13 protein-coding genes are annotated in these 14,440 nt (G+C 73.1%); 8 read left to right on the top strand and 5 right to left on the bottom strand.

The window, feature by feature from the left end; translation table 11 throughout:
* Nucleotides 1-264: 264 nt before the first annotated feature.
* Genes BLS56_RS24570 through BLS56_RS24580 form a run of 3 tightly spaced genes read left to right on the top strand, consistent with a single transcriptional unit; the run spans nucleotide 265 to nucleotide 5,461 of the window.
* Nucleotides 265-1,914, top strand: coding sequence for an Hsp70 family protein (locus tag BLS56_RS24570; RefSeq protein ID WP_175483029.1), 1,650 nt, complete (start codon nucleotides 265-267; stop codon nucleotides 1,912-1,914).
* The gene (locus tag BLS56_RS24575; protein WP_091455387.1) at nucleotides 1,911-4,310 is read left to right on the top strand and encodes a helix-turn-helix transcriptional regulator; all 2,400 of its coding nucleotides are present in this window, start codon (nucleotides 1,911-1,913) and stop codon (nucleotides 4,308-4,310) included. Before BLS56_RS24570 ends, BLS56_RS24575 begins: the two co-directional genes overlap by 4 nt.
* Complete coding sequence (locus BLS56_RS24580; protein WP_091455390.1) at nucleotides 4,307-5,461, top strand: acyl-CoA dehydrogenase family protein; 1,155 nt, start codon at nucleotides 4,307-4,309, stop codon at nucleotides 5,459-5,461. The genes BLS56_RS24575 and BLS56_RS24580 overlap by 4 nt, the downstream gene beginning before the upstream one ends.
* A 19-nt stretch (nucleotides 5,462-5,480) precedes the next feature.
* Here the strand turns inward: BLS56_RS24580 and BLS56_RS32515 are convergent, their stop codons facing one another.
* The 3 genes from BLS56_RS32515 to BLS56_RS24595 all read right to left on the bottom strand — a co-directional run bounded on the left by BLS56_RS32515 (nucleotide 5,481) and on the right by BLS56_RS24595 (nucleotide 7,766).
* Nucleotides 5,481-5,891, bottom strand: a complete 411-nt coding sequence (locus BLS56_RS32515) for a DUF1707 SHOCT-like domain-containing protein (RefSeq protein ID WP_091455391.1) — start codon at nucleotides 5,889-5,891, stop codon at nucleotides 5,481-5,483.
* A gap of 63 nt (nucleotides 5,892-5,954) precedes the next feature.
* Nucleotides 5,955-6,419 carry a YceI family protein gene (locus tag BLS56_RS24590; protein WP_091455394.1) on the bottom strand — a complete coding sequence of 155 codons (465 nt, stop codon included), beginning with the start codon at nucleotides 6,417-6,419 and terminating at the stop codon, nucleotides 5,955-5,957.
* 207 nt (nucleotides 6,420-6,626) lie between these two features.
* On the bottom strand, nucleotides 6,627-7,766 hold the full coding sequence (locus BLS56_RS24595) for a S1 family peptidase (RefSeq protein ID WP_091455397.1): 1,140 nt from the start codon (nucleotides 7,764-7,766) through the stop codon (nucleotides 6,627-6,629).
* 327 nt (nucleotides 7,767-8,093) lie between these two features.
* Between BLS56_RS24595 and BLS56_RS24600 the strand changes: the two genes are divergently transcribed.
* Nucleotides 8,094-9,734, top strand: a complete 1,641-nt coding sequence (locus BLS56_RS24600) for an ABC-F family ATP-binding cassette domain-containing protein (RefSeq protein ID WP_091455399.1) — start codon at nucleotides 8,094-8,096, stop codon at nucleotides 9,732-9,734.
* Between the two features lie 255 nt (nucleotides 9,735-9,989).
* Here BLS56_RS24600 and BLS56_RS24605 read toward each other — a convergent pair whose 3' ends face one another.
* Both BLS56_RS24605 and BLS56_RS24610 read right to left on the bottom strand, forming a co-directional pair.
* A complete protein-coding gene (locus BLS56_RS24605; protein ID WP_091455402.1) occupies nucleotides 9,990-10,202 on the bottom strand; it encodes an antitoxin in 213 nt (70 codons plus the stop codon).
* Nucleotides 10,203-10,297: 95 nt separating this feature from the next.
* Nucleotides 10,298-11,131, bottom strand: a complete 834-nt coding sequence (locus BLS56_RS24610) for an isocitrate lyase/PEP mutase family protein (protein ID WP_091455404.1) — start codon at nucleotides 11,129-11,131, stop codon at nucleotides 10,298-10,300.
* A 133-nt stretch (nucleotides 11,132-11,264) separates the two neighbouring features.
* Between BLS56_RS24610 and BLS56_RS24615 the strand changes: the two genes are divergently transcribed.
* The 4 genes from BLS56_RS24615 (at nucleotide 11,265) to BLS56_RS24630 (ending at nucleotide 14,375) form a co-directional block, all read left to right on the top strand.
* Nucleotides 11,265-12,728, top strand: coding sequence for an AlkA N-terminal domain-containing protein (locus BLS56_RS24615; protein ID WP_091455434.1), 1,464 nt, complete (start codon nucleotides 11,265-11,267; stop codon nucleotides 12,726-12,728).
* A 10-nt stretch (nucleotides 12,729-12,738) separates the two neighbouring features.
* Nucleotides 12,739-13,251 (top strand): methylated-DNA--[protein]-cysteine S-methyltransferase, encoded by a 513-nt coding sequence (locus tag BLS56_RS24620; RefSeq protein ID WP_139190971.1) that lies wholly within the window; start codon nucleotides 12,739-12,741, stop codon nucleotides 13,249-13,251.
* A 92-nt stretch (nucleotides 13,252-13,343) separates the two neighbouring features.
* Nucleotides 13,344-13,823 (top strand): hypothetical protein, encoded by a 480-nt coding sequence (locus BLS56_RS24625; RefSeq protein WP_139190972.1) that lies wholly within the window; start codon nucleotides 13,344-13,346, stop codon nucleotides 13,821-13,823.
* A 78-nt stretch (nucleotides 13,824-13,901) separates the two neighbouring features.
* Nucleotides 13,902-14,375, top strand: coding sequence for an FAD-binding protein (locus BLS56_RS24630; protein ID WP_091455410.1), 474 nt, complete (start codon nucleotides 13,902-13,904; stop codon nucleotides 14,373-14,375).
* Nucleotides 14,376-14,440: the final 65 nt, after the last annotated feature.

Below are 14,440 nucleotides of genomic sequence, written 5' to 3' on the forward strand. Positions count from 1 at the left end.
TGACGAACCTTCACCTATTAGGGGATTAGGGAGTGCTGGAGTAAACACCCGGGGTTTCCATTCGGGGGTGGGTCCCTGGTACGAACTGGAGGCACCGCTCGACGTCCGCAGGAGGAGTCCCCGAAAATGCCCTACGTCCTCGGGATCGATGTCGGCCGCACGCGCGGCTCGGCGGCGGTCTGCAGACGGGCCGGGGGCGTCTTCGACCGACCCGAGGTGGTGCCACTCGACGGTGCCACACGATCAGTGCCAGCGGTGTTGCTGGTGACGGCGGAGGGTGAGGTTGTCGTCGGTCAGGCGGCCGAACGCCGGGCGGTGACCGAGCCCGACCGGGTGACGCGCGCGCTGCTCACCCGGGTCGGCGACGACACCGCGGTCCTGCTCGGCGGGCAGCTCTACCCCGCGGAGAACTTGCTCGCCGCGTTCGTCGCGTGGATCGCGGACGTGGTCGCCGACGCCGAGGGCGGGCACGCCGAACGCATCGCCGTCACCCACCCACCCGAGTGGGGGTCATACCGGCGTGGACTCCTGCGCGACGCCCTGCACGCCGCTGGCCTGCCCGGGGTGCTCCTGCTGCCCACCGTCGTGGCCGCGGCCGAGGCAAGGCACGCGCGTGAGCCGGTGCGGCCGGGCGCGGCCCTGGTGGTCGGCCTGGCGGGCGGTCGGCACGTCGAGCACGCCGTCCTGCACCGCGGCCCGGCCGCGTTCGAGATGGTCGCCCACCTGCCCGCGGTGGACGCGGAGGCGGGCGTGCGCCTGGACGACCTGCTGGCCGCCCACATCCTCGCCGAGGCCCCCACCCTGAGCCCCGACCAGACCGTGCCCGACCTGCGCGCCGCCGCGGGCCCGGTCGACCCGGCGTCCCTGTCGCCGTCGGCGATGGCCGCTTTCCGCGCCGCGTGCACCACGGCCAAGGAGCGGCTCTCGGTCGCGACCGAGGTCCGGGTCCCGCTGCCGCACATCCCCGACGACCTGCTGGTCACCCGCGCCTGCTTCGAGGAACTGGCCCGGCCCGCGCTCTCGGCCATCGCCCGGCAGATGACCGCCCTGGTGGCGAGCGCCCCGGCCGACGCGGGCGCCGTCCTCGCGGGCGGTACCGCGCGTGTCCCGCTGCTGGCGGCGCTCGCGGGCTGCCCGGTCGAGGAGGACCCCGGCACCGCCGTCGCCCGCGGCGCCGCGCTGGCCGCCTGCCCCCGGCTGCCCGCGCGCACGCCCACCCTCGGCGGGATGTCCCCGGTCGGCGAGTCCGGCCAGGCCGACCCGCCGAGCCTGCCCGGCATCACCCCGGCGACCGGTTCCGCCGATGGCCAGGCGACCGGCTCGGCGGACGAGAGCGCCGCCGCTGGTGCGGAGGCAGGCGCGGGGAACGGCGCAGGGCCTGGCCTGGGGGCGGGCGCGGTCAACGGGACGGGGTCTGGCCTGGGCAATGGCGTCGCAACCGGTCTCGGAGGCGGCGCGGGCAACGGCCCCAGGACCGGTGTGGGAAGCGGCTCGACGGCAGGCGCCGGGGCTGATCCGCGCACCGGCGTCGGGCCCGGCGCGGCGAACGGCGTCGGGACTGACGGGCGCACCGGCGTCGGACCTGGCGCGGGGAACGGCGGCAGACCCGGGTCGGCCGAGCGCGGCGGGGCGAGCAGACCGAGGCTGGCCCCGGTGTTCGGCGGTGATCCGCTGCTGTCCGACGGACGCAAGGCGAGCGCGCCCGTCCTCGCCCCGGCGCGGGGCGAGGCGGCAGGCGTTCCCCGGCTGTCCCCGGTGACCGCCGATCCGCTCGCCGTTCCCGAGTTGGCGGTCGAGCCGGACCCACCGCCCCGGCCGCCGGTGGAGATCACCCCGCTGGAGCCGCCGCCCCGCCGCTTCGACCGGTCGCGCCGAGCCCGCCGCGACCCTGAGCCAGACGAGGACCACCGTTGATCCCCGGACACGTGCAGCCGAGCGAACTGCTCCTCGACGACCCCACGAGGCGGTTGTGCGCGGCGATCACCTCGGGCGGCCTCACGGCGCGGCTGGCGGTGATAGCGCCCGGCGGTTACGGCAAGAGCGCGCTCCTGGGCCGGTTGGCCACCACTCCCGGCGCTCAGCGCTACCGGCGTGGCCTGGACGGCGCGCCGTCGCTGCTCCTGGTCGATGACGCGCACCTGCTCGCCGACGCCGACCTGGCCGAGTTGACCGCGCTCGCCGCTGACGACCGGGTCGGTCTGGTCGTCGCGGCCCGGCCCCGGCCGCGCCCGGCCGCGCTGGCCCGGCTGCTGGGCAGGCTGCGCGGGCAGATCGTGCTGCGCCCGTTCGAGCGGGAGCGGGTGGCGGCGCTGCTGTCCGCGACGCTGGGCGGCCCGGTGCCAGACGCCCTGGTCGCGCTGGCGCACACGCAGACCGGGGGCGTGCCGGGGCTGCTGCACCGGCTGGCGCCGCACCTGTCCCGGGCGTCGGTCGCCGTGCCCGCGTCGGCTGTCGAGGAGTTCCGCTTCGAGTTCGACTGCCTCGACCCGGACACGCTGCGCGTCCTGCTGGCCGCCGAGGTCGGCGTCGGCGGCGACCCCGACCTGCTCGCGGGCCTGCTCGACCGGCCTGTCGCCGACGTGATCGACGAGGTGCGCGCGAGCGGCCTGCTCGGCGCGGACGGCGCGCCGCCGCCGCTGGTGGCCGCGGCGCTGCGCGAGCTGGTCCCGTCCGACCAGCGGTCCGCGGTGTTCGCGGGCCTCGCCGACGCGGCCCTCGCCCGCGGCGGCGCCCTGCTCGACTTCGCGACGGCCCTGCTGGGCACGAACGCGGTGGGCGCGTCGGTGGCGGCGGTCTACGCGGCTGCGGCGGCCGAGGCCGAGCCCGCCGTCGCCGTCCGGCTGCACGAGGCCGCCGCCGGGGCCGGTCATCCGGTCGACGAGGTGTGCCGGGCGGAGGCCGAGGCCCGCGCGGGCGACTTGGACGCCGCGCTGCGCCGGGCCGACGGGCTGGTCGCCACCGCCGGGGGCGAGCGGCGGGCCGCCGCGGCCAGGGTGGCCGCGGCCGCATTGGCCTACCGGGGGCAGTTGTCCCGCAGCGCGGAGCTGTACCAGTGGTCCGGCGCGGGCCCCTGCGCCGCGTTCGCCGCGGTGGGACTGGCCGGCACCGGCCGGATCGCCGACGCGGAGCTCGCGCTCAAGCGAGCCGCCGACGACGAGCCGCCGACGTTGTTCACGGGCGCGGTTTCCCTTGCCGCGCGGGGAATCCTGGAGTCGGTCACCGGCTCCGGCGGCGCCGGACTGTCCACAGTGGTGCGTGCGGCCGAGGTGCTGGAACCGGTCGGCCGGGACGTGCTGCTGCCGGACAGCCCGGCCGCCCTCGGCGCGATCCTGGCTCTGCACACCGGCGCGGCGGGCATCGCGGAGCCGCTGCTGGACCGGGCCGTCGCCGCCCGTATCGGCGGCGCGCTGCTGCGCCCCCGGCACACCGTGCTGCGCGCGTGGACGGCGATGGTGCGCGGCGACAAGACGTCCACAGTGGACGGTGCTGGCCTGTGCGCGCGGGACTGGCTGTTCGCGGTCGGCCTCACGGTCGGCACGGCCCGCCGCGGCAGCGATCTCGCCGCCCTGCGGCGGACCTGGGAACCGGCTTACCAGGCGGTCGTCCGCCACCAGGTCGACCTGTTCACCCTGCTCCCGCTGGGCGAGTTCGCGGTGGCCGCGGCCAGGCTCGGCGACCGCGAGCGGTTCGCCCCGCACCTGGGCCAGGCCTGGGACCTGCTGCGCGCCCTGGGCGACCCGCCCGCGTGGACCACGATGCTGCACTGGTCGTGCCTGCACGCCGAGATCATCGCCGAGCACCCGGAAGCCGCCGAGGACCACGCCGCGGCGCTGGCGGCCAACGCCGACGTCGGCCCGTTCTACGCCGCGATGGCCGAGGCCGCGCGGTGCTGGCGCAACGTCCTGGCCGCCGACATCGACGCCGACCGCGTCGAGGCGGCCGCCCGCGGCCTGCACGCGGCGGGCCTGTGGTGGGACGGCGCGCGGCTGGCCGGGCAGGCCGCCATCCGCACCGCCGACCGCAAGGAGATGCTGAGCCTGCTCGACTGCGCCAGGATGCTGCAGGGCGGCGCGACCCAGGAGGACACGGTCACCGACCACTCCGGCGCGGCCCGGCTCAGCGAGCGGGAGGCGCAGGTGGCGGGCTTGGTCCTGGATGGCCTGACCTACAAGCAGATCGGCGACCGGCTGTTCATCTCGGCGAAGACGGTCGAGCACCACATGGCCCGGATGCGCTCGCGGCTGGGCGCCACCAGCCGCAGCGACCTGCTGTCGCAGCTTCGGTCCCTGCTCGGCGACCGGTCGGCATGATCGACGAACTGCCCGACGACGAGCAGGACATCGTCCGGACCGTGCGGGAGTTCGTGGACCGCGACGTCCGGCCCGTCGTGCGCGAACTGGAGCACGGCGATATCTATCCCGAGCGGCTGATCGAGACCATGAAGGGGCTGGGCGTCTTCGGCCTCGCCGTCCCGCGGCCGCACGGGTCCCCGGTCTCCACGGCCTGCTTCGTCCACGTCACCGAGGAACTGGCGCGCGGCTGGATGAGCCTCGCGGGCGCGATGGGCGGGCACACGGTCGTCTGCAAGCTGCTGGCCGCGTTCGGCACCGCCGAACAGCGGGCGCGCTACCTGCCCCGGCTGGCCACCGGGGAGCTGCGCGCGGCCATGGCGCTCACCGAGCCCGGCGGCGGCTCGGACTTGCAGGCCATGCGCACCCTCGCCCGCCTCGACGGCGACGAGTACGTGGTCAACGGCGCGAAGACGTGGATCACCAACGCCCGCCGGGCAGGCCTGGTCGCCCTGCTCTGCAAGACCGACCCGAGCGCGGAACCGGCGCACCGGGGCATCAGCGTGCTGCTGGTCGAGAAGGTCCCGGGGTTCACCGTGTCCCGCGACCTGCCCAAGCTGGGCTACAAGGGCGTCGAGAGCTGCGAGCTGTCCTTCGTGGATGCCCGGGTGCCGGTGGCCGCGCTGCTGGGCGGGATCGAGGGCCACGGGTTCGCGCAGATGATGGCGGGCCTGGAAATCGGGCGCATCCAAGTCGCCGCCCGCGCCACCGGCGTCGGCCGGGCGGCGTTCGAGGACGCGCTGCGCTACGCCCAGGAGCGGGAGAGCTTCGGCAAGCCCATCTGGCGGCACCAGTCCGTGGGCAACCTGCTCGCCGACATGGCCACCCGGCTCACCGCGGCCCGCAGGCTGGTGCTGCACGCCGCGTCCCTCGTCGACCGGGGACGGCGCTGCGACCTGGAAGCCGGGATGGCCAAGCTGTTCGCCTCCGAGGCCGCCATGAGCATCGCCATCGACGCGATCCGCGTGCACGGCGGCCACGGCTACTCCACCGAGTTCGACGTCGAACGCTACTTCCGCGACGCGCCGCTGATGATCGTCGGCGAGGGCACCAACGAGATCCAGCGCGAGGTCATCGTCCGCAGGCTGGTCGAGCGCGGCGGACTGGACTAGTCAGGGCAACCGCCGGGGCTCAGGAGAACAGGACGAGCAGCAGCCCGATCACCAGGATCGGCGCCAGCGCCCACCACGTCGCGGTGATCGCCGCGACGGCGACGACCGCGGCGACGGCCACCCCGACGAAGGCGCCCATCGCCACCTTCGCCCGGCGCGGCGCGGGCCGGTCGAGCAGCAGGTCGGACTGCTCCGCGACCGGTGCGGGCGGCTCGGCCGCCTGCGGCTCGTCGAACACCGGGTGCGGCGCGGGCAGGTCGTCGAAGAGGGCGAGCAGGTCGGCGCGGGTGCGGGCGGCCGTGGCCGCGCCGCAGCGCTGCTCGTACTCGGCCACTTCCAGCCTGCCCTCGGCGAGATGGTTGGCCAACGCGTCGACAGCCCGTTCCCGGTCGGTCGTGCCGACCCGGATGTTGGCCTCTCCGGTGCCCATGCCTCTACTCTACGGGGATATCACTCTGCGGCGAAACCGCGGTCGCCCTGCGTGAGGGGTTCCTCATGCCTGGTCCGCGCGCAGCACGGCCTCGATCTCCAGCAGGATTCGCGCCTCATCGCTGACCGCGAGGTTGCCGTTGGCCAGCACGCTCTGGAACGCGATGCCGAAGTCGCCTCGGTTCACCGTCGCGCTCGCCGAGAAGCCCGCCTTGGTCTCGCCGTTGACGCCGAAGCCGAAGCCCAGCACCTCCAACTCGAAGGTGACCGCCTTGGTGATGCCGCGCAGGGTCAGGTCGGCGTCGAGGTGGAACCGGTCGCCCGCCGGGCGGATCGCGGTGGAGCTCAGCGTCGCGGTGGGGTAGTTCGCCACGTCGAAGAAGTCGCCCGCGAGCAGGTGCCGGTTGAACGCCTCCAGGCCGGTGTCGAAGGAGGCCACGTCGACCTCGGCGGCGACCGTCGAGTCGAGCGGGTCGGCCGCGGTCACGATCTGCCCGCCGAACCGCTCGAAGCCGCGCCGGTAGCCCACGTGAACGGCTTTGCGGACCGCTACCTGGCCTCTCGGTCACTTCGCCGGGACTGGCAAACCGCAATCTCGCAGGTCAGCCGGGCCCCGTCAAAGATCTTTTCGGCAGTCCCGCACCGCGGGACGGTTCACGCCGGGGCCTTTCCGCGGGACCGGGACGCGCCGCGGCCCGCCCGGAGGGTTCCGGGCGGGCCGCGGTGTCGTGCCTGGTCAGCCGGTCACAAGTGACAGGCCGTAGGCGGAGAGGATCTCGTTCACCGGCTGGAAGTACGTCGTGCCACCCTTGGTGCAGTTGCCCGACCCGCCGGAGGTCACGCCCTGCGCCTGCGTGCCGCTGACCCATGACCCGCCGGAGTCGCCCGGCTCGGCGCACGCGTTGGTGCGGGTCAGGCCGCTGACGCTGCCCTGGGAGTAGTTCACCGTCGCATTCGTCGCCTGAATGGTGCCGCAGCGCCACCCGGTGGTGGACCCGGACCGGCAGATGCTCGCGCCGACCGCGGCCGCCCGCGAGCCGGTGACCGTCACGTCGCCGTTGCCGTAGCCATTCACCGTCGGCGTCGGGGTCCAGGACGAGTTGGTCTCGATCCAGGAGTAGTCGTTGCCGGGGAAGGACGAGCCAGCGAACGTGCCCATCGCGGTCTTGTCCTTGCCGGTCACGCTCGCCCCGCGCTTGCCGCAGTGGCCCGCGCTGACGAAGCCGCCTTCGACGGAGAAGCCGATCGAGCAGCGGGCGGTGCCGTTGATGTAGTAGGCGTCGCCGCCCACCACGTCCCCGGCGAAGAGCCGGGGCGCCTCGGCGGCCTCGGCGACCACGATCGGGCCCGCCGCCCGAGCCTGGTTCAGGAAGCTGTCGACGTCGGCGCCGCGCGCGCCGGTCGCGACCGAGACGACGACGGCGTTGGCCCGCGGGTCGACGTACCACTCGGTCACCGCGGCGGGCGCGCCCGCCGCGGCCTGCCGGTCGATGGCGGCCTTCGCCGCGTCGAGGGCGTCGGCGCTGTGGGTGACCACGGTCGCCAGCGCGCCGGTGGCCCGCACCGCTTCGGCCCGGGCGGCGTCGGCGACCCCGACGACCAGTGTGCCGTTGTCGAACCACGACCCAGCGAAGGCCGCGCCCGCCGCGGTCTCGGCGGCGGGCAGCAGCGTGCTCGCCGCGGCCTCCTGGGTCAGTCGTAGGTTGACCTGGGCCGCGGTGAGCCCGAGGTCACGCCGCAGGGCGGGCGCCAGCGCAGCCGCGCCCGCCTGGTCGGCCGCGCTGGCGACCGTCGCCGTCGCGGTGGGCGAGAGCGCCACCGCCGCCCCCGCGGCCAACCCGACGATGCCGGCCACCGTGGCGAAACGTCCGCGCATGAGGGTTCCTCATTTCTTGCTCGCAGGTGCCGAGGACGCGGGGCGCCTCGGTGTCCGGCCGACGGGTCGCCCGTTTGGCGTATCCGCCGTTCGTGGGCGGGCTGTTGGCCGTATAGACGACGGTAGAACGTAATTCCCCAGGTAGGGACCCTACGAAAGTCGTTCAGAAAACTTTTCACCTATAGATCCCCCAGGTGGTTGGTCGCTTTGAGCGACCACAAGAGATCGAATTGAGTTACGTATTCACTCATTTGGGTGATGTGAGATGGCGAAGCGTGACTGACACCCGTTCGGGGTGGAAAATCGCCGGTCGGTCATCATGGGGCGGTGAGCGCGACCCTGGTGGCGAAGGCGGTGGCCGCGGGCCACGGCGACCGAGTGCTGTTCTCCGGCCTGGACCTCGTGGTCGCCCCCGGTGACGTCATCGGCCTGGTCGGGGCCAACGGGGCGGGCAAGTCGACGCTCCTGCGGACCCTGGCGGGCCTGCTGCCCGCTGAGGAAGGCGACATCCGGCTCAACCCGCCCTCGGCGACCGTCGGCTACCTGCCCCAGGAGCCCGAGCGGCGCCCGGGGGAGTCGGTCCGGGAGTTCCTGGCGCGCCGCACCGGCGTCGCCCAGGCCCAACGGGACATGGACGCCGCGGCCGAGGCGCTGGCGACCGAGACTCCCGGCGCGGACGACGAGTACGCCGCGGCCCTGGAGCGCTGGCTGGCCCTGGGCGGCGCCGACCTGGACGAACGCGCCGAGGAAGCCGTGGCCGATCTCGGCTTGGGCGTGCGCCTGGACCAGGAGATGGTCTCCCTCTCCGGCGGCCAGGCCGCCCGCGCGGGCATGGCGTCGCTGCTGCTGAGCCGCTACGACATCTTCCTGCTCGACGAGCCAACCAACGACCTGGACCTGGACGGCCTGGCCCGCCTGGAGACCTTCGTCTCCGGCCTGCGCGCCGCAACGGTCCTGGTCAGCCACGACCGCGAGTTCCTCACCCGCGCCGTCACCAGCGTGCTAGAGCTGGACTACGCCCAGCAGCAGATCCGCGAGTACGGCGGCGGCTACGCCGCCTACCTGGAAGAACGCGAGGTCGCCCGCCGCCACGCCCGCGAACAGTACGAAGAGTTCGCCGACACCAAGGCCGCGCTGGAGGCCCGCGCCCGCACCCAGCGCAACTGGATGGAGAAGGGCGTCCGCAACGCCCGCCGCAAGGCCACCGACAACGACAAGATCGGCCGGAAACTGCGGGCGGAGTCCACCGAGAAGCAGGCAGCCAAAGCCCGCCAGACCGAGCGCATGATCGAACGCCTGGACGTGGTGGAGGAACCCCGCAAAGAGTGGGAACTGCGGATGGAGATCGCCACCGCCCCCCGCACCGGCGCCGTCGCGGTGGCCCTGCGCGACGCGGTGGTCACCCGAGGCTCGTTCACCCTGGGCCCGGTTTCCCTGGAGATCGGCTGGGCGGACCGGGTGGCCATCACCGGAGCCAACGGAGCCGGAAAGTCGACCCTCCTGGCAGCCCTTCTCGGCCGCACCCCCCTGGCAGGCGGCGAGACCTACCAGGGCCCGGGTGTCTCGATTGGCGAAGTGGACCAGGCACGGGCCCTGTTCCTAGGCCAAGAGCAACTGTTGGCCGCCTTCGAACGGGAAGTCCCCGACCTGCCCACCGCTGACGTGCGCACCCTGTTGGCCAAGTTCGCCCTCCGCGCGGACCACGTCCTCCGCCCCGCCGCCACGCTCTCCCCCGGAGAACGAACCCGAGCGGCCTTGGCCCTGTTGCAGGCCCGGGGCGTGAACCTGCTGGTCCTGGACGAGCCGACCAACCACTTGGACCTGCCAGCGATCGAACAGCTGGAATCCGCCCTGGCGACTTACCCGGGGACTCTCCTGCTGGTCACCCACGACCGGAGGATGCTGGACGCTGTCCACACCACTCGCCGGATTCATGTCGACCGTGGTCAGGTCGTTGAAGGCGGCTAGTTCTCGGGGTCTTCGTGGGGTTGGCTCGATGGGGCGGAGCGAAGCGCTCGCCCCGTGCCCAGGCCGCACCCGACCCACCCCATCGAGCAAACCCACGGCAGCCCAAGCCCCACGACCCGTCAGCAAGCAGCAGAGCCGGGCCGCGAGCAAGCCCCACGACCATCAGCGCACTCCACGGCCGTCAGCGGACCCCGGGCCCGGCAGCGAGCCCCGGGCCCGGCAGTGAACTCCATGACCGTCAGCGCAGCAGGACCGTCAGCGAGCAGGGGGAGTGGACCTCGTCGCCGCTGACTGGACCTTGCGCACGGCCCCGTCGATCTGGCGGTGGTACTTCCCCTTGGTCCGCTGATCCACGAACTGCCCGGCCTTCGTGGCCAGCCGGTTCACCTTCTCCGGGTTCTTCTGCGCGTACTTCCGAGCCGCCGCGGCGGCCCCCGCCAGCGCGGTCAGCTTCTTCAGCAGTGGCATGGCGCTCCTTCCGTGCCGATGGACGCCGATGGACGCCGATGACTTTCGTCCGTTCAACGGCACAGGTACCCCGGAAGGTTCCGGGCCAACCACGATCACCCGCCGAGCAGTCCGTTCAGCTCCCCCCACGTCATCGTGTCCTGTACCGATTTATACGTACCCGACTCAAGCAACTCCCGAGTAGCACGGCGCATGAGGCCGTAAGCCGCCTCGGCCACCGCGGGCCCCAGGCTGACCCGTGCGACGCCCGCCGCGCGAAGCTCACCGACGCTCGGCGACCTTGGTCCGACGGTGATGTTCAGGGGCGCCGGGATCTCCCTGGCCAGCGCTGTGATGGTGTCGAGGTCGGCCAACCCGGGCACGAAGATGCCCGACGCGCCCGCGTTGAGGTAGGCGTGCGCGCGTTCCACGGTGGACTTGAACCGGGTTTCCGTGTCGCCGACCGAGCGCAGGTAAGTGTCGGTGCGAGCGTTGATATAGAGCGGGATTCCCACTTCGTCGGCCGCTGACCGGGCCGCTGTCAACCGGGCGGTCTGCTCGTCCACGGTCCGCAATGGACCGTCGTCCGTCGCGAAGGAGTCCTCAATGTTCACGCCTACCGCCCCTGCGGTAAGCACAGCCCGGATCGTCTCCGCGACGTCGTCGGGCGTCGTGCCGAACCCGGTCTCGATATCCGCTGTGACCGGCACATCGACAGCGGCGACCACCCTGGCCACGAGGTCGACCGCGCGGGACCGGTCGAGTCGGTCGCCGTCGGCGGCGCCGAGGCTCCATGCCACGCCCGCGCTCGTGGTCGCCACCGCGCGCACGCCCGCCGCCACGGAAACGCAGGCGCTGGCGACATCCCAGGCGTTTGCCAAGGCCAGCACCTCGCCGTCGGTGTGCAGGGTGTGGAAGAGCGCGGCGCGTTCCTGATGCGAAGTGGTCATGCGCAAGAGTCAAGCAGCACCCACCGACAAACCGAGAACCCGGACTTGGCGAGAAAACGACACCGCTGTCTTCTGGACGCACAAGTCGTTTTACCGCTAGCAGCCCTGTGGCGCCGAAGACCATCCTGTGCGGGTGCATGAGGATTTCGACCGCTGCGTTCGTGCTGTGCGGTCCAAGGACGCGCGGTTCGACGGCTGGTTTTTCACCGCGGTCCGGACCACCCGCATCTACTGCCGTCCGAGTTGCCCGGGTATGCCGCCCAAAGCGGAGAACATGGCTTTCTTCCCCAGCGCCGCCGCGGCCCAGCAGGCCGGATACCGGGCGTGCAAGCGGTGCCGCCCGGACGCCAGCCCCGGGTCGCCGCAGTGGAACGAGCGCGCCGACCTGGCCGCGCGCGCGATGCGGCTGATCGCCGACGGTGTCGTCGACCGCGCGGGAGTCCCCGGTCTGGCCGCGCGCCTGGGCTACAGCGTCCGACAGGTGGAGCGACAGTTGCTGGCCGAGTTCGGCGCGGGCCCGCTCGCGTTGGCAAGGGCGCAGCGCGCGCAGACCGCTCGGCTGCTGATCGAGACCACCGCCCTGCCGATGAGCGAGGTCGCCGCCGCCGCCGGTTTCGGCAGCATCCGCACGTTCAACGACACCGTGCGCGAGGTGTTCGCCCTGCCGCCCACCGAGTTGCGGCTCCGCGCGGGGCGGCAGGTGTCCAGCCCCGGGGTCATCTCGCTGCGGCTGCCCTTCCGCGAGCCGCTGTGCCCGGACAACCTGTTCGGGCACCTCGCCGCCACCGCCGTCCCCGGCGTCGAAGAGTGGCGCGACGGCGCGTACCGGCGCACGCTGCGCCTGCCGCACGGCACCGGGATCGTCACGCTGCGGCCGACCGCCGACCACATCGCCTGCCAGCTCGCCCTGACCGACCTGCGCGACCTGGCCCGCGCCATCAGCCGCTGCCGCAGGCTGCTCGACCTCGACGCCGACCCGGTCGCCGTGGACGACCTGCTCGCCGCCGACCCCGTGCTCGCCCCCTACGTCCGCAAGGACCCCGGCCGCCGCGTCCCGCGCACGGTCGACGGAGCCGAGATGGCCATCCGCGCGGTCCTCGGCCAGCAGGTGTCGACCGCGGCGGCCCGCACCCACGCCGCGCGCCTGGTCCTCGACCACGGCGACCCGGTGCACGACCCGGCGGGCGGCCTGACCCACCTGTTCCCCACCCCGACGACGCTGGCCGACCTCGACCCGGAGCGCCTCGCCCTGCCGCACGCCCGCCGCGACACCCTGCTCGCCCTGGTCCACGCCCTCACCTCGGGCGCGATCGACCTCGGCGTCGGCGCCGACCGCGACCTGGCCAGGGCCCGGCTCGCCGCGCTGCCCGGGTTCGGCCCGTGGACGGTGGAGACCATCGCCATGCGCGCCCTGGGCGACCCGGACGCGTTCCTCCCCGGCGATCTGGGCGTGCGCGCCGCTGCCCGCGCGCTGGGCCTGCCGTTCTCCCCGGCCGGGCTGACCGCGCACGCCGCGGCTTGGCGCCCGTGGCGCGCCTACGCTGTGCAGTACCTGTGGGCCACCGGGGACCACCCGGTGAACCACCTGCCCGCCTGAGGAGGAGAGCGTGCGCACGCACACCACTGTGGACAGTCCGGTCGGCCCGCTGACCCTGGTCGCGGCCGACGGCGTCCTTTCCGGGCTGTACATGACCGATCAACGCCACCGCCCAGGCGAGGAAAGCTTCGGCGAGCGCGACGGATTGGCGTTCGGGCCGGTGCTCGAGCAGCTGGCGGCCTACTTCGCAGGCGAGCTGACGGAGTTCGACCTGCCCCTGTCGTTCGCCGGAACCCCTTTCCAGCAAACGGTTTGGACAGCCCTGTGCGACATCCGGTTCGGCGAGATCGTCACCTACGCCGAACTCGCGCGGCGCATCGGCCGCCCCACCGCGTCCCGCGCGGTCGGCCTGGCCAACGGCAAGAACCCGATCAGCATCATCGTTCCCTGCCACCGCGTCATCGGCTCATCCGGCGGCCTGACCGGCTACGGCGGCGGCCTGGACCGCAAGCGGCACCTGCTCGACTTCGAGCGGGCGGGCGTCCCGGGCGCCGCGCGGGCCGTGCCCGCGGGCCTGTGGTGACAACCGGATGAGCGCAAGCGAGCCCTTGGCCAACAGCACCCCAGCCGACCAAGGGCGAAGAAGGTAACGGGGGCTCAGCTTGTGAGCGGTGCTTGGCCGCACGTGTACGGCTCGGCGCCACCCACCTACTTCAGTTCGCGCGCTACGGTCTGCCCAGGGACGACTCGGGGGAGGCGGCAATGCGCAGGCTGGGGCTGATCATGGGGGCCGCGGTGGTGGTGACGGCCGCGTCGTGCACCGCGGTGCCGCCTGCGCCGTCCGCGAAGACTGAGCCGGTGCCCGCGCGGCAGGTCGATATCCCGCCGGTTCTCGCGTATGCCACGTCCGGCGCGGTTCGTGTGCTCAACGGGATGAAGACGGTCACGGAGTTGGATCTGACCTCCGAGGAGCACGTGGTCGACGCCGAGTGGGTCCCGGACGGCTCGCGTTTGGTCTTGGCCACCTCGACCAGGTTGGTCTCGGTCGACACCGCCACGGGGGCGACCGCGACCGCGCGTTGCGAATGCGCGGGCATCGCGGTCGCCGGGGGCAAGGTCTACTCGACCGTCCTGTGTGGACACCGTCACGGATGATGCCCGTGGCGTTCTTCGGGCTGGAATTGACTCCGTGGTAAATCACTCAAAAGTCAATTCGAGCAGGAGAAAACAGCGGTGACACGGTCATGGTGGGGATGGGGCAACGTCGAGGACGCGGTCGTCGGAACCGAGCGAGCTGAGCTGACTCGCCGGGTCGCCGGGTTGTTGCCGGACGCGGATCTCACCGTGCACGGGCCGCCGGAGCTGGCCGGGCTCGCGTCCGACGATGTCGGCGATCGCGTCGCGCACGGGCACGGGCAGGCGTTCCGAAATGTGGTGCGGGTCATGCTGGGCCGGGTCGACCACGTGCCGGATCTGGTGCTGCGGCCACGGTCGGAGCAGGACGTGGTGGACGTGCTGGACTGGTGCGCGGGCATCGCGGTGGTCCCGTTTGGTGGCGGGACGTCGGTGGTGGGTGGGGTCGAGCCGCGGTGCGCCGGGGACCACCCGGGCGTGGTGTCGCTGGACCTTGGCCGGTTGGACCGGATAGTCGAGGTCGACCGGGTCAGCCGGGCGGCGCGACATCGACCTATCACGTCGCGTCGGTGACCAAGACGTTCGCCGCGACCCTGTTCGGCATGATCGCCCAGCGCAGCAGCACCCTGGAGGACACC

It is taken from the genome of Actinokineospora iranica (assembly GCF_900101685.1).
Taxonomy (GTDB): domain Bacteria; phylum Actinomycetota; class Actinomycetes; order Mycobacteriales; family Pseudonocardiaceae; genus Actinokineospora; species Actinokineospora iranica.

Excerpts from the sequence above, each read along its gene's own strand:
- BLS56_RS24580 (WP_091455390.1), top strand. The coding sequence starts at position 4,307 with ATGATCGACGAACTGCCCGACGACGAGCAGGACATCGTCCGGACCGTG.
- BLS56_RS32515 (WP_091455391.1), bottom strand. The coding sequence starts at position 5,891 with ATGGGCACCGGAGAGGCCAACATCCGGGTCGGCACGACCGACCGGGAA.
- BLS56_RS24595 (WP_091455397.1), bottom strand. The coding sequence starts at position 7,766 with ATGCGCGGACGTTTCGCCACGGTGGCCGGCATCGTCGGGTTGGCCGCG.
- BLS56_RS24605 (WP_091455402.1), bottom strand. The coding sequence starts at position 10,202 with ATGCCACTGCTGAAGAAGCTGACCGCGCTGGCGGGGGCCGCCGCGGCG.
- BLS56_RS24610 (WP_091455404.1), bottom strand. The coding sequence starts at position 11,131 with ATGACCACTTCGCATCAGGAACGCGCCGCGCTCTTCCACACCCTGCAC.